Here is a 26,761-nt window from a genome sequence, read left to right on the forward strand (position 1 = left end):
AAGGACTATGTGAGTTGAATGGAAATGAGAGTGATATCGTCTTGAGGGTCTTTTGTTCCTAAATGAGCCTTCATTTCCTTCAAGATATAGGCATGCAATTCTCTAGCTTCCAAATTACTTTCTCGAAATATTTTTTCGATCCTTTCCTCTCCGAAAGGATTATGTTCTGAATCGAATTCCTCGAAGATCCCATCAGTTAACATCAGGATAGAATCTCCTTCAGAATACTCATGTTCCTCTTCCGTATATTCCATCTTAGAGTTTAAACCCAAAAGAGAACCGGTCCTTTCTAGTAACCTTACTCCTGCTTTGGATTTCCATAATAAGGCAGGATGTCCTCCGGATGCGAAGCGTAACTTTTTTTCCAAGGTGTCTATATCCAGGATAAAGCAGGAGAAATACATCTGTAGATTCTTAAAGTTCCTACAATAGTCCGTATTGATCCCCTTGATCAGCTCCAAGGGAGAATCGGCTAAATATTTTATAGGTTCGTATACTCCCTTGATGGTCATGGTCACAAGTGCCGCCTGGACCCCATGACCTGTAGCGTCCGCCAAGATCACTCTTAAAACTCCAGGACGAAATTCGAAAATATCGAACCAATCCCCCCCGACTTCCATTACCGGAATATAATTTACGAAAGTTTGAACACCAGGAAGTGAATAATCAATTGGAGGAAGTAAACTATTCTGAACTCTTTTTGCAAGATTCAATTCTTCCTTCATTAAACGGTAGAATCTGCTTAGCTCATTGGATCTGGATTCCACTTCCGCTTCTAAATTTTGTAGAAGGTTCTGTCTTTCTTTATCCACAGTCCTCAGTTCTTCTACGGTTCCTCTTAATTTTTTTTGGATGGAAATTCTCTCAGTGATATCTCTTAAGATCAAAGTATATCCTTTTCCTACAGAAGTATTTACCTTAGAAACGGAGGCTTCTAAAATTGGTTCCGAACCGTTTTTACGCCTTCCCCTAAATGGGCCAAAAATCCCTCTGGAAGGATCTTCTCCTAATTTTCCCAGGACAGAGGCTACGAATTTTCTTCTTCTGACAGGAAGTAGGAGCTCCAACGATTTACCTTTCATCTCCCAAGAAGAATATCCGAAAAGTCTCTCCGCGGCAGGATTCATCAGAGTAATCTCTGCAGATTCAGTGATAGAAAAGATCGGATCCAAAGAAGTCCGAACTAACTCGGAAAGTTTTTCTTCGGACTCTTTTAGTTTTGCTTCCCCTTCTTTTCTGGAAGTTACATCTCTTAGATAGACTGCAATATCTTCTCTAGAAGGAAATATTCGTACTTCGTACCATATCTTATCTTTCGGGTCCAAGATCTCCATATCTTTCGGAATTCCGCTATGCAAGGACTCTACGAGCGCAGGAAATAATGGAGTAAAATTGAATTGAGGAAGGATCTCCGGAAGTCTTCGTCCGACTAAATTTTCGCGAATAACATCCAGAAGTTTTTCGGCTTCAAAATTCGCGTATAATATCTTTAGCTCTTTGTCCAAAGACAAAAATGCATCCGTAATCCTTTCTAAAATGCGAATTACGTCTTTTCTAGAAGCGGAATGAAACGGGGTTTTGGTCCCGGATAACTTTTCTTCGGCCTCGGACATAGGAAGACCAAAAGTATCCTCTAGGCTAACACTTGGTCAAGAAATCTTTTCAGATGCGGGGATCAGGACTTGAAAGCTTGCATATTCTTCTTCGGAACTTTCCACCTCGATTTCTCCGCCCATTTCTCGAACGATCTCGTAACTAACCGAGAGTCCCAGTCCGGTTCCGACCGTGGTTGGTTTGGTGGTAAAAAACGGATCGAAGATACGATTCAAATTTTCTTCATCGATCCCGAGTCCCCAGTCTTTCACCGTGATCTGCACGAATTTTTCCCCTGCTCTTGAAATCGCCTTTTGAGAGACCTGTATCTTTTTCATTTTGGTCTCGAAAGGGTATTTTTCGTTCAAAGAATCCCGAGCATTGGTGATTAAATTCAGGAAAACTTGTTTTAGTTTCTGAGGTTCGCCGATCACAAGAGGAATTTCAGAATCCGGGTCTACCAGCTCGTCCAATCCTTCTATTGAAATCCCATCCCTTACTAAGAAAGGAAGTAATAATTGAATAGAGGAATAAAGGATTTCTCCCGTGGAGACGTGGGCTTTGATCCCTTCTTCTTTATGAGCAAATCCTAATAAACTTCTAACGATCCCGGAAATTCTTTCACTTTCCCGAATGATCACTTCCAGGTTTTTAGAGAGTGATTCGTTCTCTTCTACCTGTGTTTTTACTAGTTCGGCATAATTTAAGATCCCAGTTAAAGGATTATTGATCTCGTGAGCTACACCTGCAGCTAATGTTCCTAGTGCTTCCAATTTTTGGCGATGTCTCTGAGATTCCATTCTTCTCAAACGATCCGAGTCAGATTCTTTTTGTTTAGTAGTATCGGATATGGAAAGTAGGATTGCATTCGTTTCTCCTTGTTTTGTAACTGGAGAAATTCTTATAAAATAATGGCTTCTTTTTCCCGTAAAACTACTCCACTCTTCCAATGTCTCCGGTCTTCCCGTGTTTAAAACCTTGGAGATGATCGACTGTAATTTTAATGCGTCGGTAGTCTTTAATATCTCGAAAAAATTCTTTCCTTGGACTTCTTCGATAGAAACGCCTGTGAAGGATTTATTAATGAACAGAATATTCCCGGAAAGATCCAGGATGACAACGTAGTCCATTCCTTCCATTAAGAAGGATCTCCAACGATAATCAGAATCTTCTAATGAATAATCTTTTAATAAACCTTCTTCATCCAATTCCTGTAGCTGGACTAGTACTTGTTCTTCTGCGGTAGGAATTCGATTCGCACGTATAAAAACTTTCTTATACTCATCACCTGAAAGTAGCCTGGTCCTCGCGGAGAATACATGCGGTTTCTCGCTTTTAAATCTATTTATGAATGCGTCCATCAGGCTTTCCATATCGTCCGGATGAGCGAATTGAGACCATTTCATTCTACCCTGGATCTCTTTCTTTTTTTTGCCGGAGATATCTTCGAACTTCTGGTTCACTAAGGAAATCGTTCCGTCTGCTTCTACCAAAAATGCAGCGAGTGGTTGATGTTCGAATATGGACTGGTAGGACTTAGAAGAAGACTTACAAGTTGTTATTTCATTTTCTATATTCAAAACCTTCTCCTCCTACTATCTTCACTCTATAGTAAATGGGAAGAACGGCCTTGTTTAAATATTACAAAAATACAAAAAAAATAGAGAGGCTTCTAATTTTGGAAAGAAATTATGAGAAAGAGATGCAGGTTTGTCTGGAATTGGACTGAAATCGTGAAATTTCTTTCCTGCTACTTCCATCAATCCAAATAGAAGCAACAGGAATGACACAGAAATGTCAGTAAACTTTGATTAATTCTACTTCAAAAATGAGAGTGGAATTCGGAGGAATGATCCCAGCTCCGGAACTTCCGTAGCCTAATTCAGGTGGAATTGTAAGTTTACGAACTCCGCCTTCTTTCATTCCTTGAACTCCTTTGTCCCAACCTTTGATCACTTGGCCTGCACCCAGATCAAAACGAAAAGGAGTTCCTCTATCTTTGGAACTATCGAATTTTTTACCGTTTGTAAGCCATCCAGTGTAATGAACGGTTACGTTGGATCCGTTAAATGCTTCTTTTCCGGTTCCTTTCTTAATATCTTTAATCCCGAGTCCGCTTTGAGATTGAGCGAGAACACCCAAACTAAATACGAATGCCGAGATTAAAATTAGGGATAATATATGGCTTCTTTTTATAATCATTTTCCTCTACCTCCAGTACGTCTGACGGAACTTCCAAAACCTCCCGTTGTTTGGCTTCCTTGCACTTTATTGTGGTTTGGTCCGCCTTTCACGGATTGTTTTTTATCGAATTCTTTTTTCCATTCGTCGGCGTCTACCACCGTTAAAACCTTTCCGGAAACCTCGTACTTGTTTAAAGCTTCCAGGGCCTTTTTAGCCGCCCCTTCTTCCATTTCTAAAGAACCATAACCGAGAGAGCGCCCGGTGAGTTTGTCTTTTTTAATGGAGATATGTTCGGCCTTTCCGTATTTGGAGAATAGTTTTTCCAAATCTTCTTCCTTCCATTCCTGGGGAAGATTGCCCACTGAAATCTTCATACCGCCTCCTTATGTATATTGTGACGATCACCAGATTTGTAGGAATTCCTACAAAAACCCGGTTAGATCACCCATTCTTTCAGGTCGGGGAGAAATCGAAAGCGCAATTTCAATCTTCTGTTTTTGAAAAATAAACCTGAGGAAATTTGGGTTGAGACTCCTTCCTAAGGCTAAATACTACCCAAAACGCCCGGTTCGGGCTTATCTTTTCCTCAAATTCCAGGAATCTTTATATGGATATTTTCTTAATCATCGTAGGAGTCATGGCTGTACTCGGAGTCATGGATTTACTCGTAGGAGTCTCCAACGACGCAGTGAATTTTACGAATTCAGCAGTCGGCGCAAGAGCAGCTTCCAGAAGAGTCATTCTGATCGTTTCCGCATTTGGGATACTTTTAGGTGCCTTAAGTTCCAGCGGGATGATGGAAGTCGCAAGAAAAGGGATCTTCCATCCTGAGTTTTTCAGCTTAGCAGAGCTAATGTTTTTATTTTTAGCTGTGATGGTCTCGGATATTATCTTACTCGATCTGTATAATACCTTAGGACTTCCTACATCCACCACTGTGTCTCTTGTTTTCGAGTTATTAGGTGCATCCTTAGTCATGGCAATCCTAAAAACGGAAACCTTGAACGAAGCATTTAAGATCATCAACTCTGAGTCCGCGCTAAAGATCATCTTCGGTATCGCATTATCCGTGATCCTGGCTTTCTTTGCTGGGCTTATTTTGATGTTTTTCTTCCGTCTGATTTTCAGCTTCCGCTTGGAGAAAACGATGAAATGGTTCGGAGGGATCTTCTCGGGACTTGCAACCACAGTCGTGATCTTCTTCATTTTACTTACCGCAATGAAGGGTTCCACTTTCTTAAGTAAAGACGTGCTCGCATGGATCCAAACCAATTTTAAGACAATTCTTGCATTCAGTTTTATCAGCTTCTCTCTGCTGTATCAAATCCTGATCCTTTCTAAAGTGAATGTATTAAAGATCGTGGTCCTGTTCGGAACAGCAGCACTCGCAATGGCATTCGCAAGTAATGACTTAGTGAATTTTATCGGAGTTCCGATCGCGAGTTTACAAACTCATGAACTCATCAAGGCAGCCAATTGGGATGCAAATACGATGGCAAGCGGACTTGGAAAAGAAGTTCTAACGGACAATCGTTTGCTAATCGGTGCGGCACTCGTGATGATCGTTGCTCTTTTCAAATCTAAGAAGGCAGAAACCGTCACAAGAACTGAAGTAAGTTTAGGCTCCCAAGGAGAAACTGTAGAAGCGTATCAGTCCAGCTTAGTCGCAAGAGTATTCGTTCAGATAGCAGTCGGAGTATATTATCCGATAAAAAAATTCCTACCTTCTATCATTCGAAACTGGATCTCTTCCCGTTTTAAACAAAGCGGAACCTTGGAATTAATTCGTTTACATGAAAGCGATGCATTCGACCTACTAAGAGCTTCCGTAAATATCCTAATTGCATCCGCACTCATCCTTGTAGGAACAATCGAAAAACTTCCTCTTTCTACTACATTTGTTACATTCATGGTCGCAATGGGAACTTCTCTCGCAGACGGGGCTTGGCAAAAAGAAAATGCAGTCAATCGTGTAAGTGGGGTTCTGACAGTAGTTGGTGGATGGTTTATGACTGCGATCTTCGCATCCTTTACCGGAGGTTTTATCGCTGCATTATTCTATTATTTCGGATTCACCGCAGTCGTAATCGTACTACTTATCACATTCTTTTTAGTTCTCGCTTTCAATAAGATCCATAAGAAGAGAAAAGCGGAATACGATGAGAATTTGGAAAAACTTCTTCTTCTTAGCAAACATCCGGAAAAGGCTTTAGCAAAGTCCCTCTCTTCTCTATTGGGAAATTTGCTCTTAGCTAAAAAAGCGATGAATACCCTCTCTTCCGGTTATATAGGCGGGAAGAAGAAGGATTTCAAACAGGCAGCTAAGATCCTAAAAAATCTAAAGAAAAATTATGAAAGTTCAATCTCTAGTTTCTTAAGCCTAGCTGATAGATACTTTGAAGAATCCGATTACCAAGCGATCCATCCATTTACAAATGCTCTCGGATATATTGATAGAATTGCAGAAAATCTAGTGAATATTCATAGAAGTTCTTCTGAAAAAATAGATCGTTTCCAAACAGGACTTACAAAAGACGAGAGAGAAGATCTAAAAGAACTTCGTAAACTCGCAGAGGATCTTTTCGAACTATTAGCACAGTCGGATAAGGTCCCAGGCCTGATCGATAAGGCGAGATCCGGCAAAAGGACTAAAGAACTTTCCGATATTAAAGTCCGCATCTATAAAAATCAGATGAAGCGGATCCGTAAAGGCGATAGCAAACTTAAATCCAGCGTAGCCTATTTCTTAGTAGTAGAAGAACTTGTGGATATTAACGAGAACCTTTTTGCTTTGGCGGAAGAACTTGTCTGGGTTTTACCTTGGATAGAAACCAAAAAGAAACAATTCTCAAAAGGAAACTTCGGATCTTCTAAACTGGAATTCCCTAAAACGAAAGATAAGAAGAAAAAGAAAAAATAGCTGCGATTACCACGCAGAGCCGCTGAGAAGCGCAGAGTTAGGAAATTAGATTAGTTATCTTCTTTTACTTCGCGGCTTCGCGTGGAATTAAAATTGATTAGCTGCGAAGGTTCGCACTGAGAGTTCACAGAGAACACAAAGTTTAATAAAACTAAAACCTCTCTGTGATCTCCGTGGCCTCTGTGCGAAAATGGAATGCAATCAGCTGCAAAGGTTCACGCGGAGCTCACAGAGAACACGGAGTTTAGTAAGACTAAAATCTCTCTGTGCTTCTCAGTGCCTCTGTGCGAAATAAAATCCTTACCCAGCGTATTTAGAATATAGAATAGGTCCGAAAGCAGTTACAAGCAAGGTCAATGTCAGAACGATGATCGGGATCACGATATGTTCATGCCTAGCAAAGAAACTTTTTCCTTCTAAACTTTTATCTTCAATGAGCTGTTCTCTAACCACATGTTTGGTCAATAGATGGTTCAAAGCAACAGGCGGAGTCAAATAACCCAACTCGAAAGAAACAAGAGCTGTCATCCAGAAATTCAAAGGATGGATCCCGTTCACTTTTGCGATCGGATATAAGGTCACGGAAACGAGGATTACAGCTCCATATGGATCCATCAACATTCCAATGATCACTAGAGCAAAAGTCAGAATGAGCATTGCAGAGAAAGGAGATCCTAAATGAGTAGGGAATAGATTAATCACTTCCGATCTTTCAAACACCCCTCCCATAGAAGCCGACATTCCCATTAGAAGTAAAAGTGCTCCTAAGTGAGAACCCGCATCATAGGAAGTTCTGGAAAGTTCCACTTCTTCCGTATGAGTTTCACCCTTCTCCAATTTTTCCTTTTTGGAAATACGATAATCGATGAAGAGTAAAGCAAGCATTGCGATCGGCAGGATATAAGGAGCGGTTCTTTCATCGAAATGAGTACCAAGTGCCAGAACAATAGCCAGAACGATAGTAACCGAAATCACCAAATATACTGAGAAAGATTTTAATGCCTTCAGCGATTTTGCAAATGCATCTTGCTCAGGACGGATCTTCCAGGATTCGGTTCTACTAAACCAACTTACGATCAAGAAGAATGTAGTAGAAAGAGCGAATACTCTCCAACCCCAATAGAACAATTCATCCGTAGTAACTTCCAAATTTAAAGAAGCTACGATCACAACTAAAAGACAAGGAGGGAGGACCACTCCTAAACTTCCTGACATCGCAGTCGCTGCCAATGCTCTTTCTTGGCTTGCCCCTGCTCTTCTCAATTCCTTAAAGATGGTAGCACCTAATGCAAGTACGACAATTCCGGATGCACCGCTATATGCGGTAGGAAGAGCCGCGACTACAACTACGACCACTGCCATAAGTTCCGAAGGTAATTTCCAAGGATTTAATAAGTCGAAAAATCTTCTGCCCAAAGAAGTATCTCTCAACAGAATACCGGTCCATACATAAAGACCGATCTGTATATAGAGAGAAGCATGTGCAGTCAATTTCTGAAGATAGATCGCAAGACCCGCAGGGTGATGCTCCAATAAGAAGAAATACAGACCACAAACGATCGCCATCCAGGCATACAACGGAATACAAAGTAAAGCGTTGGATAACTTGGTGTTTTGTTTTCCTTCTCCATCTTTAAATACAGGATTTTTTAAATTAAGAATATTTAATCCAGAAAGAAGAGCAAGTCCCAAGACCCAAAGCACCTGGATCTGAGCTTCTACTCCTTTTTGTAAAGGATACATGAAAGCTGCAGAAACCAATATAACCAGGTTTGCAATCACCTGGCTCCACTCTGTGATCTTTTCTTCTTTCGAGTTTTCAGGATTTCGAAGAGCGATATGATATCTTCTCGTAGTGGAAACAGTTCCTGCAACGAGTAGTAATACCACCATAGTCATCGGAATATAATCGATGGCTGAGATCGTGATCCAAGAAAGCCTACGTTCAAAACCGCAATATACTTTTTGACCGAGTGTTAAAGAACCCGCGAGTTTTTCTAACTCCAATTGAGTTTCGGTAGGACCAGTTGGAACTTGCGCGGTTTTAGGAACAGTGTCCCCCAAACCGATATCGTCCAAAGCGTCCATATCCGCTTGGCTTACTTCCGCTTTTGCATCTGTGTTTGCATTCGGATCCGCAACGCATACGTTTCGGATCATGGCATAGTTCGGCCAAATACTTCCGCCTAAACCTAGTAATCTAGCTTGAACAAGCTGACTTCCGCTCTGGACAAGGGGTACGAATAAAAAGAATAATACCGCCCAGGAAACGATTTTTCTCCACATTAGAATATCCTCTGGAATCTGCGATTGATATAAGGACGGGAAAGAATTTCCCGCCTTTTTTGTTTAATTTTGGAATTTATTCAAGATTGTCCGAACACTCTGCAGCTTCTTTATCAGCACTGCAACGTACTCGTTTCATCAGTTTTAGAATGGTAGGATGATATACTTTTTTGTCTCTCAGCCTAATCCTTACTTCTCTGAATTTTTCGAAATAATCTTTCTGAAGGTCTTTCGGGACTTCGATCCAGAATTTAGCCGGGATCTCTTGCTCTGCTTTTTTGGTTAAAGAAAGCATCGCGTCGAATTGAGTCGCCGCCCAAGCTCTAGAGTTATTTCCGTAACCTTCTGCGAAATCCTTATGACGAGCTACGATTTGGAATGTCAATTGTCCGATTGGAAAACGAACGATCCCTCCATTCGGAGAAATACCCTTCATGAGTTCCAAAGGTTTAATACCGATAGCAGGAGAATAACAAGCATCCGCTCTACCATTATTAAAGATCCCCGCAAAAGTAGCGATCTCTGCAGGAACCATAGAAGCTCCTACAATATCTACCATAGTGGTGGCAGCCTGATCATAAGTAAGAGTTGCTATTTTTCTGCCTGCGAGGTCCTTGATATCTTTTAAGTTTTTATCACGTAATAAAAGATACACTGCTCCACCAGGGAACATAGCCATAGTCTCGTAATCACCGTCAGTGTTCAGTTCTCTTACTTTAGGATTTGATAATGCTTCGATCGTTTTGCGAAGAAGATCATAGCTTGGCAAAGCGCCGATCGCTTCGATAGATCCTGATTCATGCACATAACTTCTCACTCTGAGAGAAGTCAAAAAAGCCATATGACATTTGCCCGCTTTAAAGTCGGAGTTAGCGACTACTTCGTCGGTATATGCCTTCAGATCTAGGCGGATTCCCCATGTTAAAGCTTGAGCTTGGTATCTTTGTGCCGCTTTAAACACGTCCCCATGGGCGCCGGAAGGATCGAACACACACATGGATCGATCCACAGTTTCCGCTGCTCCCACACCTACGGACATCCAAGTCCCGAGAATGATTACCGATAGAATGAGAAACTTCTTCATTTAGTTTTTTCTCCTTAAGGTCCCGTTTTTTTCGTTTTCCATCCAAGAACCGCTCATAGACCTTTTAACAGATCATCTTCTTCTTTATTGTTTTTCTTTTTATTTCCCGGGAAAGAGGAGAAATTGATAGGTCCTCTATGTCCGGTTTCTTTCATCCAAATTTTATCGGATTCATGACGTGATAAGTTTTCTGCGAATGCCTCTAAGAAAAGATATTCCTTCTTTGCAGGAACCTGACCAAGAACTTTAGAATGATCTAATATAAGTTTCTTGATCTTTTCGACATCTCCCTTTCCAGCAGCAGCCTGGATCTGGAATGCCCTCGCAAGGCGAACTCCTGCTTGGTCTCCGATCTTAACTGCTTCTTCCATTTGTTTCAGAGGATCTTTACCTTCAGGAGTAGCTCCAGGAACGGAAAGCCAAACTACAGCTTCCAATGCTAAAGGAGTTCCCCACCATTTTTTCGGATCCAAACATTTAGAAGCTCCTGAAACTACGCTAGGAACGTCTCTTGTAATTCCCGCATAACCTTGGGATGCGAAATCGTGAAGGATCGCGAGTAAACCGGAAGAAAGTCCTACTAAATAATATAATTCCTCATCGGAACTGATAGAAGGGCATTTACCTTCCCATTCTCCGAAGTATTGTAAGAATCGATTATGAGCATCCCCATATCTTTTTGCGGCGACCCCATGATATCTGATCTGGCGAGCTTGATGATCTAAAGCCTCATCACCCTTTCCTCTACGAACTGCAGCAATATATTGAAGTTCCGCTTCCTGTGCCTGCTTCTCCGCGCACATCCCCGCACCCATTTGTGCTACCATAGTTGCAAGTTCTACGGAAGCTCCGGTTCTTTCAAAGGATGCAACCAATGGACCAAGCGCAGTTCCACCTGTGCATATCGCGTCCAAATCATCGGAAGCAAGATAATGAGGAACTAGATGGTCTTGGGCATAAGAGTTTAAGGTCTTACCTGTAACTCTATATACGATGGAACAGTTTGCTAAGGTAATTGTAACAATCGTTACAAAAAAAAGGATTCGTGTATTCATTTTATTTCGGGGGTTATTTTTACTTAGAAATATGGGGGATTCTGGAAGAACGTACAGAAGGGATTTACTTCGTCCAATATTTTTTTTCTAATGAATGTTTTATTTTATAGTGCAGCGTTTCCAAAACTATCTCAACTAACTGGAGAGATAATCCGGATCTTCTCGATCAAAGCAACAGTTTCCTGATCCGGCTCCACACCTAATTCTTTTTTCAAGATCTTCTTCATATCTTCGAATTTACGGAGAGCCTCGTTTTTACGATCGAGTGCCTGCAAAGATTCGAAATGGAATCTCCAAGCTCTTTCATCCAGATCATCCAAACGGATCCAACTTTCGGAATCGGATAGAAGAGAATTGGAATCTCCCGATTTCTGAGCGAACTCACATAGGATCCTATAGATCTCGATCAGATTCTTACGTAAATATTCTCGTTTTAACTCGGATTCAGGGAAATACAGATCGAACTCGAAGAAATCTCCAGTATAGAGCTCTTGTGCCTCTCTATAACATTGAATTGCTTCTTCTTCCTTTTTGTTTCTCAGAAGTTTTCCGGCAGTTTCGAATTTTTTCTCGAATTCTACGAAGTCCGCCTCTACTAGATCCTGATGGAAGAAGAGCCTATCTTCCGCAAAAACGACAGCTTCCGGATTTCCTAAAATTTTACGAAGACGGAATAATAGCGCATGAAGACTATTGAGAGCATTTTTCTCCGACATTCCGGGCCAAAGATTCTCCAATAATTCCTCTTTATGGATCCCTTTTCCGAAGCGGACCATTAGAAGTTTAATGAGTTTCAACAGTTTTTTCTTACTAGAATATTCTGCTGCAGGGATCTTCTTCCCATCTAGATCCAATTCCAAAGGTCCAAGTGCTCTTACATTCAGCTTTTTAGCATTCTGATTTTTACCCTTGGAAACTTTAGGATCTAGATCGTCCTTATTCTTTCCTTGGATCGCAAAAGAAGAAGCTTCTGGTTTAGTTAGCCATTTAGATACGGACTCTTTAAATTCTATTCTAACTTCCCTTTCCGATTTGTTTACGGTTAAGAAGCTATCCACCGAGAACATTAAGACCAAGAAACTAAAATGGGAAGTATATGGAATTCCGAGAAGATCGCTCGCAACTAATATATCCGCAATCAAACTCGCGAAGAAAAGAACGAGTGCGTATAATAGAAAACGATTTCTAAATCTATTTTTTAAGAACTGAGTCGTTACCTTTGTCACAGTCCAGAGGATGAGAAGGATGCTAGAAAGGAAAACGAACTGCATGATCGTAGGTTGATCCGTTTCGTAGATCACAATGCCTAAAGAAGGAAAGTGTTTCGGATGAGAAGCGCTCATCGTATAAGCGTTCGGATCTTGCAACAGGATACCTGCAAGGATCAGGTTCATAAATACGTATAGATAGATGAAGTCTTTGCTAAAAAGTTTCTTATAACTGTTTACGAATAATGCGATAAACGTAGCAAAAATCGCAGATGTAGCGTTTTCAGTCCTTTCCCAAATCAAAGCCTTTTCAGGACTTTCGGCATTGATCGTTTGAATAAAACAGAATAGATAAGCTCCATACGCTACTTGCAATAATGCAAAGTAAAGTAAGTATGCCTGTTTACGATTTCTAAGATATAAAACTAAATTATGAATCGTACGGTAGACTAATACAGTAACTACCAAGTAACATGAGAGCTGATAATACGTCATATCCACTTTTCGTTTCCTATCTTATCAAGTTTCCTGCAACCCATTTATGAAAACGGAACAAAAAATGTGACTAAATGCTCACTATTTTTAAATGCAAGTATTTGTTAGATAGTTTTTAGTTTTTTAGAAGATTATATAGCACGTTCTAACGATTGTTATGCAATAACGAATGCCGTTCGATCATGATCGAACGATAAACTTTTGCGAATCTGTAGCAAAACGAAATCAAAATTGCATTTTTCTTTATAAGATTCTTGCAATAGACAACGAGTGATTACTCACTCAAATATTTTCTATTAAACAATTCTCCTGTTATAACGTTATCTTCATCTTCTACATATTTTTATAATCTATTTCTCTTTTAAAAAAAAACCGAAAGGGTTTTTCCATTTCGGTCTTTCGACATCAAGTTTTTCGAAATAGCTAGGAGTGTTTAAGGGCAAACAATCAGAGACGCAGGATCCGTTACTGCTTGTCCTACAAATCTCATCCCTCCTAAGAGATACGGTTCCGCTACTTGAGGAGTATTAATTGTAAAGAACTGCACCTTATCACTTTTTGCACTGATCGAACAAGCCTGAGTTCCTGCAGGATTGATTAATTTAGGAAAAGTGATATTCGGAGGCATTGGGATCTCTTTCATAATACTATTTACCATCGGGATCACGAGAGTAGTGACTAACGGAGAGAATACCGCTTTAACACCTTCTGGATCCAAACCGAATGGATTGTAAGTTTGTCCTTCCAATACCTCCACAGAATAATCCAGATTATTCACAGGATCTAAGATTACTTGCAACGCATTCAAGTTTGCAAGAGCCGGGTTATTGGTCGGGTTAGAGAACATTTTGAAACGGAAGTCTGCATCCGCAGCAAAACTGATCCGAATTGTACCGAGTGTTTGCTGAGTTCCGTTCGGTCTAGTATCAGCTTGGCAATCTGTTAGTTCATCATCGGTCAAGCCTGCGCAAGATGCAGGTTTTTTTGCAATGATCTGCAATTGCATTTCTGTGAAGTATAATTTCAACTTAGGGACTCCTGCAGAAGTCATCGGCTTAAACTTCACATGAGGAGCATGGATCGGAGACATCACCATATCCACGTCATCATAGGATTTAACCGGTGGAGCGATTTGGTTCGAACCGTTCAATCCCTGGAGTTTGTTTCTTCCAGGAACCAAAATAGACACTAAAGGAGATGCCTTCAAGAAAGTCGTAGTCAAAGCGAATAAAGGATCCGCACCCGCAAAAGAGTTCATTCCATCAATGAATGTTTTATTCAATACGATATCCAATCCCCTTCTCTGCCATAAATGGAAGGCAGCCTGAGAGATCGTATCCGTATGCATAGAGATCAAGAATCCAGGATTCGCAGCAGATTGGCTAAACTGATATGTAGAAGGAGGTGGATTTGCTGCTGTCCAAGACCTCGTAGTTATCATTCCAGTTTTTCCGGATTGGGTCCTAAGTCCTGCTGCTGGAGTATATCCGCTTGTAAAAGCAAAATCCAAAGAAGTCACAAGACCTTTGTTAGTCCCATCATGCTTGATGGTAGCGTCTGTATTCAATTTAAACTTCACAGTTAATGGGAAGTTTCCAAGAGGTGCAGGAAGATAACTTGGTAAAGTGATCGTAACTCCTGTATCTCTTAAGTCAGCAATAACCGAGTTCAATACGTTTGGAGCGATCCTTTGAACGATATCTCTCAACATATACTGAGTGATGATCTGTTTTACCTGATCCACTGTCAGGTTCGCCATATTACTCAACTCCGCCCTACCTACGAGAGCTTCGATGATGGTGTTGAAACCTTCACTACCATGAATATAGGTCATAGGCTCAGTATACATAAAGTCTGAAGTATCTTCTCCAGGATATAAACCCGATAGAGTCATATGCAAAGGGTTTGCCCATGGACGAATGAAAAAGTTATTCGAATTGGAAAGTATCTGCGCAATACTAGGATTATCTGGGAAGTAATCGTCGTTTACGGTGAAAGGTGTCTTCACAGTCATATTGATCAAACCGTCTGCAGTCACAGTCATATTGTTACGAGTACGAGCGAGTGCCAAACGAGGTTTGGAAAGTTTTACATCGTTCCAATCATATCCAGCCGGATTTAAAGTTCCTTCAACTGCAGGGTCCCAGTTCAACTTTGCAGTAGTTCTGAAAACGAGTAGTGCTCCAGGACCGTTAAACGCTCCATACCAGTCTTCGAAACGGGACACGACTAGTAGATCCACTTCGGTATATCTGGATTTCAGATCCAAACCTAATCCTGGATTTACTGCTCCTGATCCTGGATTCACTTTCAAGTCAGCAACGACGTTTCCTAACTGAGTTCCTGTTCCTGCAGCGCAGCCATGAGTTGCGTTATTCGATCCACATCGAACAAACTTAGGAAGCCTCATGTCCGTAACATATACGTCCAGGGTGATTGCTGCACTACCGTCTGCAATTCCACCGGAAGCGACGTTTAAAATAGCGCTATATTTAGAGAAAGGCCCCGGAGCGATTTTTTCGATATGATAAGAATCGAAGAAACATGCAGGGAATGCACAATCCAATAAATCTTCTCCCGCAGATCCGATATCCCCTTCCGGTCTACCGAATGCAGAGAATACTGTAGAAGTATATCCACCGTTTTTATACGTTTTTACGTCGGTAGGATAATGACAAAGACTCCACGCAGCCTCATTCCAATGGAATAAGTTCTTACATGCTTGAGGATAGTTCGCGTTATTCTGGTTTTGTCCGCAGTTATTACTATTATAGATGTTCCACCATTGGTCTCTATCGATCCCGTTTCTTTTCTTAGGATGGAATGGAGGACCGTTATCAGTGACACAATCAGGGTGTCTTACCCAACAATATCCTCGGCCGGCACCTCCTGACTTAGCTCCGAATACAGGGATATATTCAAAATCTTTAAATGCAGCAGCGTTCGCATCACCGGACATTTTAGCGTCCTGTCTCATACAAGCTTCACCGATTGTCCAAGCGTTGTTCTCAAAGAATTTTTTCTTAGGAAAATCAGGCATTCCCAATAAGTATTCTTGGAAAGTACGAGGAGTTCCATTAATATCCTTTACCTTGAATGCGCCAGTTGTATATTTCTGGATGGCTTTTCCTAAGAATGGAAGCATCTGAGCTTCGTCCATCACACCATTTGCTACGTAAGGAAGAACGTTATTCGGATTTTCCAATCTTCCATAGTTAAAGCTGAAATATTTTTGGAAGGTTTTTCCGTTCGCGGTTACGATCTCATAGTAGTAGGTATTCCCACCAACTGTAGGAGGAACCTGAGAAGTATTTAGGTTCAAAGAAATAGTGCTGCTCATTGAACATGGAGCAGAGGCACAAATATCTTGGGAACTAGATGATCCTAATTTTTTCAAACGGATCACTTGAATATAATTTTCTCCAACGACAGGACTTACGAACTGAGACGCCAGTTGTAGAGGAGCTGACTGATCAAAAGTCATATCGTTCGTGCCATTCAAGGAATATTGGCTTCCTTGAGTGATCTTATTAGTCACACTATAATCCGCGGTCGTTCTAAAGGAAACTGAGAAATTTTCCAAAGCAACTCCAGCTACAGTTGCAGCATTTGGATTGATAGTGATTGTATAAGTCTCAGCCGGTTTTAATTCCCTATAAGGATTAAAGATTAATCTCTGAGCACTTCTCCAGTAGAATTCTCCGCCAGGATTAGGCCCTGTGAGATTACCGGTTACTCCGCTAATCGCAAAATTCTGCTCTGCAGAAGAAGTATTCATTGGATGAGAAAAACGAATTTCTAATTCTTTATATCGATCTACGTTCTCAGTAGAGTTGATATAAAGGTAAGCTTGCGGACTAGTCGATCCAAAGTCTACAGGAAGAACTGCAGTGTTATTATCCACGCTATTATAAGGTGGTTGCAGATTCGGGTTCGCGTCGAAAATTCTTCCACCGGAAAGAAATCCCAAATCGAAAATATCCGACATTGCAAATCCTTTCATCTTTTCGGGACTACATCCTAAAATGCCCCCAAATAAAACTGAAAAGACCGCGAGTTGTATTCCCCTTTTAGCAAAAGAAACATTTGTATTTTTAAGACTCATTCCCAGCCCTCGACTTATATTTCCCAAAAAAATTCTCTTCATTATTCTCACCGAGTAAAGACCGTGACGAACCTATCCCAATAGGTGTCAGAGTTCTCATCCTCATTAAATCTGTCATAGAACACGAATCCGTCCGGGAATTGTTTTTTACCGGTAGAAGCAAGATCCGCAAAAATACCCATCAACACTCCCGCAGTATAGATCAGAGAGCTTTGGTCTTCTTTTTGTGTTTGGATCATATCCGACACCAAAAGTCTTTTAGCGTCTTTGAATATGGATTTTATTGGATATGGAGATCTCATATCCGTTTCTAAATAAGTGTAAAATTCTCCGTCCTTAACGATTCCCATCAAAACTCCCACGGTGCTTCTACCATAAGGAGAAGAGACTTCAGCTAAGTCGGCAGTATCTACACTTAATAAATTCGTAATTAAATAATCCTGAGTATTCGTATTGTCTCGAACAAGTCCCCCCAGAAGATCTACAACAGCAGTCAACTGAGCACTCGTAGGAATATTATCTATGATCATATCCATGGAGAAATCTAAGGTGGAGATCAGACTATAAACGGAATCAGGATCGAAATAATCCCGAATACGAACCGCCCAAACACCCAATCTATCCCATTCAGGATCATAAATATTGGTTACTCTGGAATCAGGGAAAGCCGCCGCCATATCCCTGATCTCTCCCAGATACGCTTCCAAATTGAATTGGATCGGAGTAGGACTTTCATTCGAAAGTTTAATCTCTCCCATCAGATCTGCGATCGCTTGAAAAGTAAGCTGAGCACCGCTCGCTCTTTCCGGTTTTCCCATCTCTGCAAGCATTTGTACGAATGTGCTTAAGAGATCGGTTCTTGAAATAAGATTTAAAAGCCCGTCTTGGTATCTTCTTTCGTTCTCAGCTAAGATAGAAAGTGGAGAACGGATTTGTTTATTTGAAATAGGATCCAAGTATCTGAAGAAATACTCCCCTTCTGTTGCAGAATTGGACCGAATACTTGAATCTACGTTAATGATTTTCACAACGTCTATCCAAGCGGCTTTAGTTGGATTTGCATCATTCCCCCCACTTCCCGGTTCGGGATCTCTAATCCTTGCCAAGAGCGGTCTTGTTAAAGCAGAACTAAGGCCAGTAAGAATTTGGAACGGATTTTTATTCAAGCTAGGGCTTGCTTGATCATCCAGGGTCCAAGCTAAAGCAAGGATCAAAGGAAGTAGTCTATTTCTCTGTTCCCAAGATTCATCTACAGATTTTCCATACGCAACATTGGGTCCAGAAGGCAAAATTTTATCTGGGCTCAAAAAGGATAATCTTTCCATTACTGCAAAGTTTGCAGCAATTACTTGCGGAAGAACTCCATAAGCATCCGGATCCGGATAGAAAATACTATAAACGGAAGCATCTCCTAAACTATTGAATGTAAGAGGACTGGCGCCGCTTGTGCCATAATCACAAGCTTCCAAATAGAACATACTATCGCCTGGAATATCAGAATAATTTTCCTGCAGGACCGGAATTCCGGGAACTCTGTAGTTAGGTTGAGAAGGACCAGCGCACCCAGGTTTCAGGAATGTATCCTTAACTCTCCAGATCGCGTTCTTCATTTCTCCACAAACAGTGGTTGTTGCATCCAAAACAGGTCTGGCATTCATAAGACCCGTTAAGCCATTTGCAATCAGAGTTACAAACGCAGCCATTTTGTATGAAACCCCTGCTCCAAGAGAAGCACGAAGAGGAATTACAGCCACCATCCGTTTTTCATGAAGAAGCCATTGGAAATTCTTATAAATCGCTTCTTCGTCTGTATTTACTGCTCTTTCAGTTGCGTTATCTTTTGCAATTTCCCAAACAGGAATACTCCAACCTTTTGTGCCGGAAGCATTCTGGCCGGAAGCGACTTGAGTAAATGAGTTATTTGCCACAGTCGCGTTAGTTTCTCTTCCGCCTGGTCCTACCCATTTACAGATGGTGCCCCCTGAACAGGAACCACTTGCAGTATTAGATACTTTGATCCTATATTCTGATGTGGTCCAAGACTCTTTATAGATCTGATCTATACCGTTAGAATCTTTATAGAGTTTTCCATCAATGGTGTATACATTCCCATTTGAGTCTGTGCGATTTTTATTATAGTACGGTCCACCACCAGAAATTAAAACCGTACGGATCAATTTCATAATAAATGGAATTGTTTTAGTATAAACGGGGTCGTTCGCTGCGGGAACAATCGTCGGATCCGGAGCCTCTAACAGAGTTAAAGTAGGTGTATTAATCCCCATATTAAAAGCTGTTGGAGCACTTGGGTCTGCGTTTTTAAATACAGCCCCATCTTGTTGACTTTCGTATAAGAATTTTTTAACACCAACCTGGCTTCCGATCATTGTAGATTTCATGGAATAAATGCTATCCCCTACAGTCAGCACTCCGCCGGTCATTGTTCCGCCTTCCGATGAACCTGCAAGACGTGCATGAGTCGGAATATTTGGCTCACTCCAACGATACCCAAAGACATCCGACAAGGTCAGAATAAACATCAAAGATTCAAGAGCGGTAACCGGGCTACTAGTGATATTCGCAGGATTAGATCTATCCAAACCATTTGCATCCAGTCGGATCAATTCTCTTAAAGAATGATCTACACCTGTAATGCTGGAAGAAAAATCGAACTTTGCGAAATTTTTCGCCATTTCTAAGGAGAGAAGAACATTCGGATTTGCAGTATAATCCCCTCCCTTTCCGAGCATTGGTCTCAGATAACGAAAGGATTCGGACAAGATAGTAGAAAGTTCTGCAGGATACGTAGCGTCTCTATAATCTGCAAAAGCTGGATCGGAATATAAGTTTATATCGTCTCCAGTAGGTGCAGATGCTGTATAATAATATTCTAAATTAACTACTAAGTTCTTTAATACAGTCTCGGAAGATTTTGCATCGCTAAATCCCGCTCTTTGGCGAAATGATTTTCCTACTGCGGAGATCATTTGGATCAACTTTTCTTTCATGATCCGATCTGAAATAAGAGAAGGATCCACCATCCCTGCGAGCAACCCATTGATCGCAGACTTGGCATTCGGATTCCGGTTAATTGCTTTATCTAATACATCTTCCAGTTCTACGAAAAGTATTTTGATCTCAGGATCTCTTAATATTGCGGAAACTTCTTTGAACTTAGTTTCCATTGTTTCCTTGGAATAATTCGTATACATATACTTCAATGCGGTTTGGCTCAAAGGAGACAAATTACGAAGCACAGGTTTACGATATGTGCGAAGTGATTCTAACCAAGGTTGTAAAACGTGGAATGCGTTATTCGGAGCGTTTTCAATACGATCCAATAAGGAATGAACTCTTAAAAGAGATTGTCTGACGTGAGCTTCCGGTTTGAGTAAAAGATCTCCGGACACTCTTAGGAACCCTACGATATCCTCTCTGTAAGGGATTGTCATAGAGGACTCTAGCTTAAGATTAAAGCTGATAGGTTCTAAACTTTGAAAACCGGATTTAATAGATGGATATTCGTCGAATATATTGAATAATCGAATTCCTTTATAATCTATATTATCATAAAAGGTATCCGCGCTGGATTTATCCCCGCCCGCTTGACAACCCCATCCAAGAGCGACACAAAGCGAGAAAAGAATGTATGCTTTCTTTCTATTCATATCTATTAGCTAGTCCCTAACGGTTTCTTTTCAAGTATGGACAGCATAGCGATCGCTACATAAAGTAGGCTTATATCAGGCTTATATTTCCAATGCATTTGAAAAAAAATAAGCGAGGGCTTATAAAAAGTTTCCGGTTGATTTTTGGCTTTTTTTAAAATAACGATTGTTATTCAACATCGGGCTTTTCGATTGAAGGTCTCAATCTATCTTTTGAGACTTCGATTTTGTCCATTCGAAATAAAACTATATTATAAAAAACGAAAGTCTTATGTATCCCTTATGTGGTGAACTTAAAATAACATTTGTTTTATATAATTTATTCTAGATTTTGTTCTAAATTTGAAAATCCTAAATTTGAGTCTGTAGAAGAGCCTACAAAATTAACTATTCAAACAACAAGTCCCAAACCCACTCGAATTCTTGACAATCGGCCTTCTTCCAAGAATTCTCCCTGCCATGCCTATTCAGGGAATAGAGAGTCATAGTGCCTACAACCAAGGGATTTGGTTTCTAATTTTCTACGGAATGACCCAATTTGGGACTGCTCTTGGGATCCTAATGTCGCTCGGGCAGCTTGTAATGGAAAATAAAACCGCCTTAAATAGGCTTTTATCCCTGATGTTCCTAATCTTAGGGCTTTTACAGGGAAGCTTTCTATTCCTGGTTTCGGGCTTATACGAAGAATTCCCAAGATTATCTTTAGCCCAGTTCCCTCTGATCGCTTCTGTAGGACCTCTCCTATTCGGGATCCATATGGTTAGCCAAGATAGAGATTCGGAAGAAGCCGGCGGATATCTCGGATTCGAGAATAAACATCTGATCCTCCCGATCTTAGTATGGCTCGGGTATTTTCTAGTGATTTTGATAGTTCCGGAGACTTGGTTCTTAGAGAGGATCAGGATCTTCTTGACCCAAACAGGCTGGAATGAAGGGGAAATTTTACTCACTCCCCCCATTTGCATTCTGGTATTCTATATTTATCTGATCCTAAAAGGAAGTTCGGATCTTCTCCGCTTAGATGTGCTAAAGGAAGAATGGACTGCAAGGATCCTGGGATTCATGGTCCTGTCCACATTCGTGAATTTGGCTTTCGGCGGGATCTATCTAGCGACTAAGTCTCCTATTTTCTTACTCGCCTGCTCTGCGATGATGGGCTTAAGCTTATGCCTCGCCTATCTGATCGGTCATAAACGACCTGCATTCTTCCAGACCTTACAAGAAGTAAGCCAAGCTGCCCGCCAAAAATATGCCCGCTCTCTTCTATCCGGAGTGAACAGGGATGCATTGAGAGAAAGCCTAAAGGATCTGATGGAAAAAGAGAAACTCTATCGGGATGAAAAACTAGGGCTTGCGGATTTGGCAGATGAGCTTGCGCTCTCCACACACCAGGTTTCCGAGTTAATCAACCAAGAACTTGGTAAAAACTTCTCCGCATTCGTAAACGATTATAGGATCAAAGAGGCCTGCGAACTTCTGCAGAAAGAACCGGATAGATCGATCTTAGATATCGCGTTCGAAGTCGGATTCGCTACAAAATCTTCCTTTCATAGAGCCTTTCAAAAACATACAGGAAAAACTCCCTCTGAATTTAGAGGGAGTTAATCGGTTTGGCTTCAAACCATTTAATATCAGATACTCTCGATTAGGTAAAAGTTTATAGATTGGGACCGAGAAATCGGTTGCATTCGATCAATTGCGACGACTTCTTCCTGAATTTTCCGTAATATAACTCAACCGAAAACGAAAACGGAGAAAACCGATGATCGCCATTGCAGAAAGAGCGACTGCTCAGGTTCCAACGAAACTTTATCAAAAATTATCCCCAAGGGAAAGAAGTAAGAAGATCATGAAATGGATCCGCTTCCGAGATAGAAAACTTCGTAATAAATTCCAATTTTTAAAACACCAAGATGGGATCGGTCTAGGCATCACTTTAGGTTCCGCAGTAGGAATGATCCTTTTTGCTGGATTGTATATCGCAGGGATCATTCCTGCATGGACATGTATCGTAGTCAATGGGGTGCTTGCCTCTATTCTACACGAAGTCGAACACGACTTAATTCATAATTTATACTATAAGGATAATCTAAAGATCCAGAATTTCATGTTTTGGACAGTTTGGATCTTCAGAGGGAACACAGTAAGTCCTTGGTATAGAAGAATGATCCATACTCTTCATCATAAGGTTTCAGGGCATAAGGAAGATATAGAAGAACGTCTAATCGGTAACGGAATGAAATTCGGACTAAAACGTTTTATCACTATGATGGACGGGAACATGTCCTTTCTATTTCAATCTCATATCCTCAGAAAAGAGGCTCCGAAATTCAAAAGAAGTGAGATCACAAGATCCAGTTGGCCTTACTTAGTGATCTATTATCATCTTTGGTATAATTTTCTTTTTATCAATCTATTCTATATCGGAAATGAATTATTAGGAAAACCTGTTGAAGTTCCTACTTGGCTGGACCCTATCCGCAATTTTCTGAATATAGCAGCAGTTGTTTATACGATCCCGAATTGGATCAGACAGACGAGCATCCAGATCGTTTCTTCCAATATGCATTATTACGGAGATGTGAACGGACTTCATGACCAAACTCAAGTATTGAATCGTTGGTTCTTATTCCCTCTTCATCTTTTCTGTTTTAATTTCGGAAGTACACATGGGATCCATCATTTTGTGGTAAACCAACCATTTTATCTAAGACAAGCTGTGGCACCTTTCGTTCATCCTGCAATGAAACGATACGGGATACGATTTAATGATTTCGGAAGTATTTTTAGAGGGAATCGTTTGGGAGTCCTAAAACCTGTAGAGGTATAATATAAAATCGAACTTGGTATAGGGATTTGGACGTTTTGTCCAAATCCATTTCTTTTCAAAAGTTTATTACAAATCGTAGAAATCCAAACGAATTCTAAACTAAATCCTTTTCCTCTTTTCTAATACCTAAAAACTAGTCCTGCCAGATGCAGGAAAATAGACTTAGAACCTATCTTGAATTCCAACTATCCCAAATCCTGATCAGCGGAAACGTTTTATTCGCTCAAATACTCTTTTACTCCCCTTCTCTGATCACCTGGGGAAGAACATTATTTGCAGCAAGTCTCTTAGGTTCCGTACTTCTTTTTAGAAAACGCCCCTTCTTCTTTCCTACAAAAAAGGAAAACCTAATCTCCTTATCCCTAGGCGCCCTGCTCGCATTTCATTGGGTCACTTTTTTTGGATCCGCTCAAGAGGCAAATATCGCGATCGCTGTGCTTACATTATTCACTCATCCGATCTGGACGGTCTTACTCGAACCGATCTTCTTTCCTTCCAAGATCAGAGCTATGGATCTAGGACTTGCAGTTTTAGTAGTGTTTGGAATGTGGATCTTAGTTCCAAGTTTCGATCCGAAGGACCAATATTTTTGGGGCGTTGGGCTCGGGCTCGCTTCTTCTTGGGCAATGGCATTTCGAAATCTTCTCACTAAAAAATATCTTTCAGGACATGGTTCTACGCAAGTCATGTTCCACCAGACACTTGTTACATGTTTGCTCTTAAGCCCTATCTTATTCTTCGAAAACTTATTCTCAAACCCGAGAGACTGGGGACTCATCATATTACTCGGTCTGTTTTTTACAGCCGTAGGACATACATTCTATATCAAAGCGGTATTTAAAATGAAAGTAAAGACGGCGGGTTTACTTTCCACGGTCCAACCTTTGTATTCCGCAATTTTAGCATGGGCGATCCTTAACGAAGTACCTCGAAAGGAAGAATTTATCGGAGGATCTTTTATACTTCTCGCTGCCGCATTAGAATCCATTCGATATAGAAAAAAAACGGAATAAAAGAATGTTAGCCTTAGTAGACGGATCCGCTCCATTCTTCTTAGAATCTAAGGAGAAACATCTAAACTGGTCGAAGGCGCCTCTTTCTCATTTAGAAAAATCTTCTTTACCTTCCAAGAAAAAACATAAAAGGGTAAGGGAATCATTTTCTAAATACGTAAAACGGATCTCTAAATTAGGATTTAATGCGATCAGCCTGGACGAACTCTGCTATCTTTCTGAAAGAAGTTTTTATCCTGAAAGTTTAAGCCTAAAGATAAGATCCTATCGTAAAAAATATAAAAAACTATTCAAGATCGCTTCTTCCCAAGATCTGAAAATTTTTATCACAAGCGATTTTTTCTCCGTAAATGATTCTATCTTAGAAGAGACTGAAGGAAAATTAGAGCGGATCGTTTCCCTCTTCAAAGAGTCACTCGAGGATCTATTCGGCTCTTTTCCGGAAATTTCTGGCATCATACTTAGGATTGGTGAATCCGACGGAGTGGACGTCACTGGAGATTTTAGAAGTAAACTTCTTCTCAAAACCCCAAAACAAACGAACCATTTTCTAAAGGAAGTACTTCCTATATTCGAAAAATATGATAAAAAACTGATCTTCAGGACCTGGACCTTAGGAGCCTACGAAGTAGGAGATCTGATCTGGAATCCAAAAACATACAAGAAAGTATTTCACAATATTCAAAGTAAATCTCTGATCATTTCCTTAAAATATGGAGAAGGTGATTTTTTCAGATACCTTCCCTTAAATCCTCTCTTCTTCTTAGATAATAAACCGAAACTTTTGGAGTTACAGGCAAGAAGAGAATACGAAGGATTCGGAGAATATCCTAGCTTCGTAGGCTGGATGTATGAAAAATATAGATCCGAACTTTTAGGAAAGGCAAATCTGTCCGGGATAAGTGTCTGGACACAGACGGGAGGTTGGTCTTCCTTTAAGAATATCACATTTTTAAAACGTTCTTCTTATTGGAATGAGCTGAATAGTTTTGTTTCTGTAAAACTTTTTACGAAACCGGAATGGAGCTTAGAAGATTGTATACGTAAATTTTACGGTTCCAAACATCTGGATGAATTTCTAGAATTTTTAAGACTGAGCGAAGATCTGATCCTAAATCTATTGTATGATCCAGGATTCTCCTCCCAAAGTTTTTATCTTCATAGAGTTCGGATCCCTCCTCTTCTACATATTACCTGGGATAAGATCACAGTTTCGGATCCGTTTAGACTCTTATATTCCGCCTTGAATCCGGATCCAAGGTCCTCCCTGGAGCTCGGAGAGAATGCATTTTCATCCCTTTCTAAAATGAAAAAAATATCCGAAAAATTGGATCTGCCTTACGATTTCCAATTCCAAAAGAAAACTTTCCGTCTGATCCTAAACGCAAGAAAACTCATCTATTCGAGAAGTAACAATTTAATTTCCGAATCTAAACGACTCGCAAAAGAGTATCATAAAAAATATCCGAAAACATTCCGTTTCCAATTCCAAGGATCCAAGTCCAAACCGAATGCGTTCCTGGTCCTTTTTTTAAAACTTTTTTTGAGAAGAAGAAGTAAATATAGGATCTTGGATAAAATCCTATTTCATCCGATTTTGAGAAAAATATACTACCTCGTATTTTTAGGGATCCAGAAAAAATTACCCGATTTTATCAATCGCCAGGGGATGCCAGTCCGCGAATTATTGAAATGAAATCGGATTGACGGATCTTAGATCCAGGTCCAAAATCCTACCATGGCTCGTTTATTGGTCGGACTTAATATTTCCCTCTTTGCGCTTTTTCTAATATTCAATTGTTCCTCTACGGAAACAAAAGATACGGATCCTCCAAGCAACCCTTCTTCTTCCGAAAGAGGAGCCGGAGCTTCTGCTTCCAGATCAGCTAATTTGGATGATAATGCAGAGGATGGGCGTTGCGAATCCGGAAATTGCGAAAACGGAAATGGCACTTATGTCTATGGGAATGGAGACACTTATACCGGTGGTTTCAGCAGTGGCCTAAGAGAAGGTAAAGGAAAATTCTCCTATAAAAACGGGGATAAATTCGAAGGGATCTATGTAAGCGACCTGAAAGAAGGAGACGGTTCCTACTTTTACGCAAACGGGATCAAGATCCAAGGGAATTTTGCGAGCGGGATCATTAAAGGTTTGGGAAAAGTTTATTTCCTAGACGGAAGCATTTTGGAAGTGGAATTTAAAGACTCCAGTAATTCCAACCCAGGACCTTATAAAAGAGCGGATGGCACAATAACAGAATGCCATCTAGAAAATAAGGCTCTTATCTGCGTTAAATAGATTATCGAAATAGAAATCGCA

The 26,761-nt window shown here is 40.6% G+C and carries 16 protein-coding genes; 6 read left to right on the forward strand and 10 right to left on the reverse strand.

Features of this window, described 5'->3' with window-relative positions; translation table 11 throughout:
- Window positions 1-5: 5 nt before the first annotated feature.
- The 4 genes from EHQ64_RS18790 to EHQ64_RS18805 all read right to left on the reverse strand — a co-directional run bounded on the left by EHQ64_RS18790 (window position 6) and on the right by EHQ64_RS18805 (window position 4,151).
- Entirely contained in the window at window positions 6-1,613 is a 1,608-nt protein-coding gene (locus tag EHQ64_RS18790) for a SpoIIE family protein phosphatase (protein ID WP_135651343.1), read from the reverse strand.
- 36 nt (window positions 1,614-1,649) lie between these two features.
- Entirely contained in the window at window positions 1,650-3,167 is a 1,518-nt protein-coding gene (locus EHQ64_RS18795) for a PAS domain-containing sensor histidine kinase (protein WP_135651463.1), read from the reverse strand.
- A gap of 223 nt (window positions 3,168-3,390) precedes the next feature.
- Window positions 3,391-3,795 carry an FKBP-type peptidyl-prolyl cis-trans isomerase gene (locus tag EHQ64_RS18800; RefSeq protein WP_135651344.1) on the reverse strand — a complete coding sequence of 135 codons (405 nt, stop codon included), beginning with the start codon at window positions 3,793-3,795 and terminating at the stop codon, window positions 3,391-3,393.
- On the reverse strand, window positions 3,792-4,151 hold the full coding sequence (locus EHQ64_RS18805) for an RNA recognition motif domain-containing protein (RefSeq protein ID WP_135651345.1): 360 nt from the start codon (window positions 4,149-4,151) through the stop codon (window positions 3,792-3,794). The genes EHQ64_RS18800 and EHQ64_RS18805 overlap by 4 nt, the downstream gene beginning before the upstream one ends.
- Window positions 4,152-4,384: 233 nt before the next feature.
- On the opposite strand from EHQ64_RS18805, the gene EHQ64_RS18810 reads away from it, so the two are divergent.
- A complete protein-coding gene (locus tag EHQ64_RS18810; RefSeq protein ID WP_135651346.1) occupies window positions 4,385-6,697 on the forward strand; it encodes an inorganic phosphate transporter in 2,313 nt (770 codons plus the stop codon).
- Window positions 6,698-6,997: 300 nt separating this feature from the next.
- On the opposite strand, the gene EHQ64_RS18815 is transcribed toward EHQ64_RS18810, so the two are convergent.
- The 6 genes from EHQ64_RS18815 to EHQ64_RS18840 all read right to left on the reverse strand — a co-directional run bounded on the left by EHQ64_RS18815 (window position 6,998) and on the right by EHQ64_RS18840 (window position 20,598).
- A complete protein-coding gene (locus tag EHQ64_RS18815; RefSeq protein ID WP_135651347.1) occupies window positions 6,998-8,983 on the reverse strand; it encodes a TRAP transporter large permease subunit in 1,986 nt (661 codons plus the stop codon).
- Window positions 8,984-9,059: 76 nt separating this feature from the next.
- On the reverse strand, window positions 9,060-10,067 hold the full coding sequence (locus tag EHQ64_RS18820) for a putative solute-binding protein (RefSeq protein ID WP_135651348.1): 1,008 nt from the start codon (window positions 10,065-10,067) through the stop codon (window positions 9,060-9,062).
- A 53-nt stretch (window positions 10,068-10,120) separates the two neighbouring features.
- The gene (locus tag EHQ64_RS18825) at window positions 10,121-11,122 is read right to left on the reverse strand and encodes a hypothetical protein (protein WP_135651349.1); all 1,002 of its coding nucleotides are present in this window, start codon (window positions 11,120-11,122) and stop codon (window positions 10,121-10,123) included.
- 131 nt (window positions 11,123-11,253) lie between these two features.
- Window positions 11,254-12,825 (reverse strand): BTAD domain-containing putative transcriptional regulator, encoded by a 1,572-nt coding sequence (locus tag EHQ64_RS18830; RefSeq protein WP_135651350.1) that lies wholly within the window; start codon window positions 12,823-12,825, stop codon window positions 11,254-11,256.
- Window positions 12,826-13,258: 433 nt separating this feature from the next.
- Window positions 13,259-16,972 carry an Ig-like domain-containing domain gene (locus EHQ64_RS18835; RefSeq protein WP_135651351.1) on the reverse strand — a complete coding sequence of 1,238 codons (3,714 nt, stop codon included), beginning with the start codon at window positions 16,970-16,972 and terminating at the stop codon, window positions 13,259-13,261.
- 5 nt (window positions 16,973-16,977) lie between these two features.
- Complete coding sequence (locus EHQ64_RS18840) at window positions 16,978-20,598, reverse strand: tryptophan 2,3-dioxygenase (protein ID WP_135651352.1); 3,621 nt, start codon at window positions 20,596-20,598, stop codon at window positions 16,978-16,980.
- A 459-nt stretch (window positions 20,599-21,057) separates the two neighbouring features.
- On the opposite strand from EHQ64_RS18840, the gene EHQ64_RS18845 reads away from it, so the two are divergent.
- The 5 genes from EHQ64_RS18845 (at window position 21,058) to EHQ64_RS18865 (ending at window position 26,740) form a co-directional block, all read left to right on the forward strand.
- Window positions 21,058-22,203, forward strand: coding sequence for a helix-turn-helix domain-containing protein (locus tag EHQ64_RS18845; RefSeq protein ID WP_135651353.1), 1,146 nt, complete (start codon window positions 21,058-21,060; stop codon window positions 22,201-22,203).
- Window positions 22,204-22,360: 157 nt separating this feature from the next.
- Window positions 22,361-23,428, forward strand: a complete 1,068-nt coding sequence (locus EHQ64_RS18850; protein WP_135651354.1) for a fatty acid desaturase — start codon at window positions 22,361-22,363, stop codon at window positions 23,426-23,428.
- A 146-nt stretch (window positions 23,429-23,574) separates the two neighbouring features.
- Complete coding sequence (locus EHQ64_RS18855) at window positions 23,575-24,441, forward strand: DMT family transporter (RefSeq protein ID WP_135651355.1); 867 nt, start codon at window positions 23,575-23,577, stop codon at window positions 24,439-24,441.
- Window positions 24,442-24,445: 4 nt separating this feature from the next.
- On the forward strand, window positions 24,446-26,137 hold the full coding sequence (locus EHQ64_RS18860) for a glycosyl hydrolase family 67 (protein WP_135651356.1): 1,692 nt from the start codon (window positions 24,446-24,448) through the stop codon (window positions 26,135-26,137).
- 42 nt (window positions 26,138-26,179) lie between these two features.
- Window positions 26,180-26,740, forward strand: a complete 561-nt coding sequence (locus EHQ64_RS18865; protein WP_135651357.1) for an MORN repeat-containing protein — start codon at window positions 26,180-26,182, stop codon at window positions 26,738-26,740.
- Window positions 26,741-26,761 lie beyond the last annotated feature (21 nt).

Origin of the sequence: Leptospira sarikeiensis, from assembly GCF_004769615.1 — a bacterium.
Classification (GTDB): domain Bacteria; phylum Spirochaetota; class Leptospiria; order Leptospirales; family Leptospiraceae; genus Leptospira_B; species Leptospira_B sarikeiensis.

Bases quoted from the DNA above. Each gene is read 5' to 3' on its own strand.
- EHQ64_RS18790 (WP_135651343.1), bottom strand. From the start codon at position 1,613: ATGTCCGAGGCCGAAGAAAAGTTATCCGGGACCAAAACCCCGTTTCAT.
- EHQ64_RS18800 (WP_135651344.1), bottom strand. From the start codon at position 3,795: ATGATTATAAAAAGAAGCCATATATTATCCCTAATTTTAATCTCGGCA.
- EHQ64_RS18805 (WP_135651345.1), bottom strand. From the start codon at position 4,151: ATGAAGATTTCAGTGGGCAATCTTCCCCAGGAATGGAAGGAAGAAGAT.
- EHQ64_RS18810 (WP_135651346.1), top strand. From the start codon at position 4,385: ATGGATATTTTCTTAATCATCGTAGGAGTCATGGCTGTACTCGGAGTC.
- EHQ64_RS18815 (WP_135651347.1), bottom strand. From the start codon at position 8,983: ATGTGGAGAAAAATCGTTTCCTGGGCGGTATTATTCTTTTTATTCGTA.
- EHQ64_RS18820 (WP_135651348.1), bottom strand. From the start codon at position 10,067: ATGAAGAAGTTTCTCATTCTATCGGTAATCATTCTCGGGACTTGGATG.
- EHQ64_RS18825 (WP_135651349.1), bottom strand. From the start codon at position 11,122: ATGAATACACGAATCCTTTTTTTTGTAACGATTGTTACAATTACCTTA.
- EHQ64_RS18830 (WP_135651350.1), bottom strand. From the start codon at position 12,825: ATGACGTATTATCAGCTCTCATGTTACTTGGTAGTTACTGTATTAGTC.
- EHQ64_RS18835 (WP_135651351.1), bottom strand. From the start codon at position 16,972: ATGAAGAGAATTTTTTTGGGAAATATAAGTCGAGGGCTGGGAATGAGT.
- EHQ64_RS18840 (WP_135651352.1), bottom strand. From the start codon at position 20,598: ATGAATAGAAAGAAAGCATACATTCTTTTCTCGCTTTGTGTCGCTCTT.
- EHQ64_RS18845 (WP_135651353.1), top strand. From the start codon at position 21,058: ATGCCTATTCAGGGAATAGAGAGTCATAGTGCCTACAACCAAGGGATT.
- EHQ64_RS18850 (WP_135651354.1), top strand. From the start codon at position 22,361: ATGATCGCCATTGCAGAAAGAGCGACTGCTCAGGTTCCAACGAAACTT.
- EHQ64_RS18855 (WP_135651355.1), top strand. From the start codon at position 23,575: ATGCAGGAAAATAGACTTAGAACCTATCTTGAATTCCAACTATCCCAA.
- EHQ64_RS18860 (WP_135651356.1), top strand. From the start codon at position 24,446: ATGTTAGCCTTAGTAGACGGATCCGCTCCATTCTTCTTAGAATCTAAG.
- EHQ64_RS18865 (WP_135651357.1), top strand. From the start codon at position 26,180: ATGGCTCGTTTATTGGTCGGACTTAATATTTCCCTCTTTGCGCTTTTT.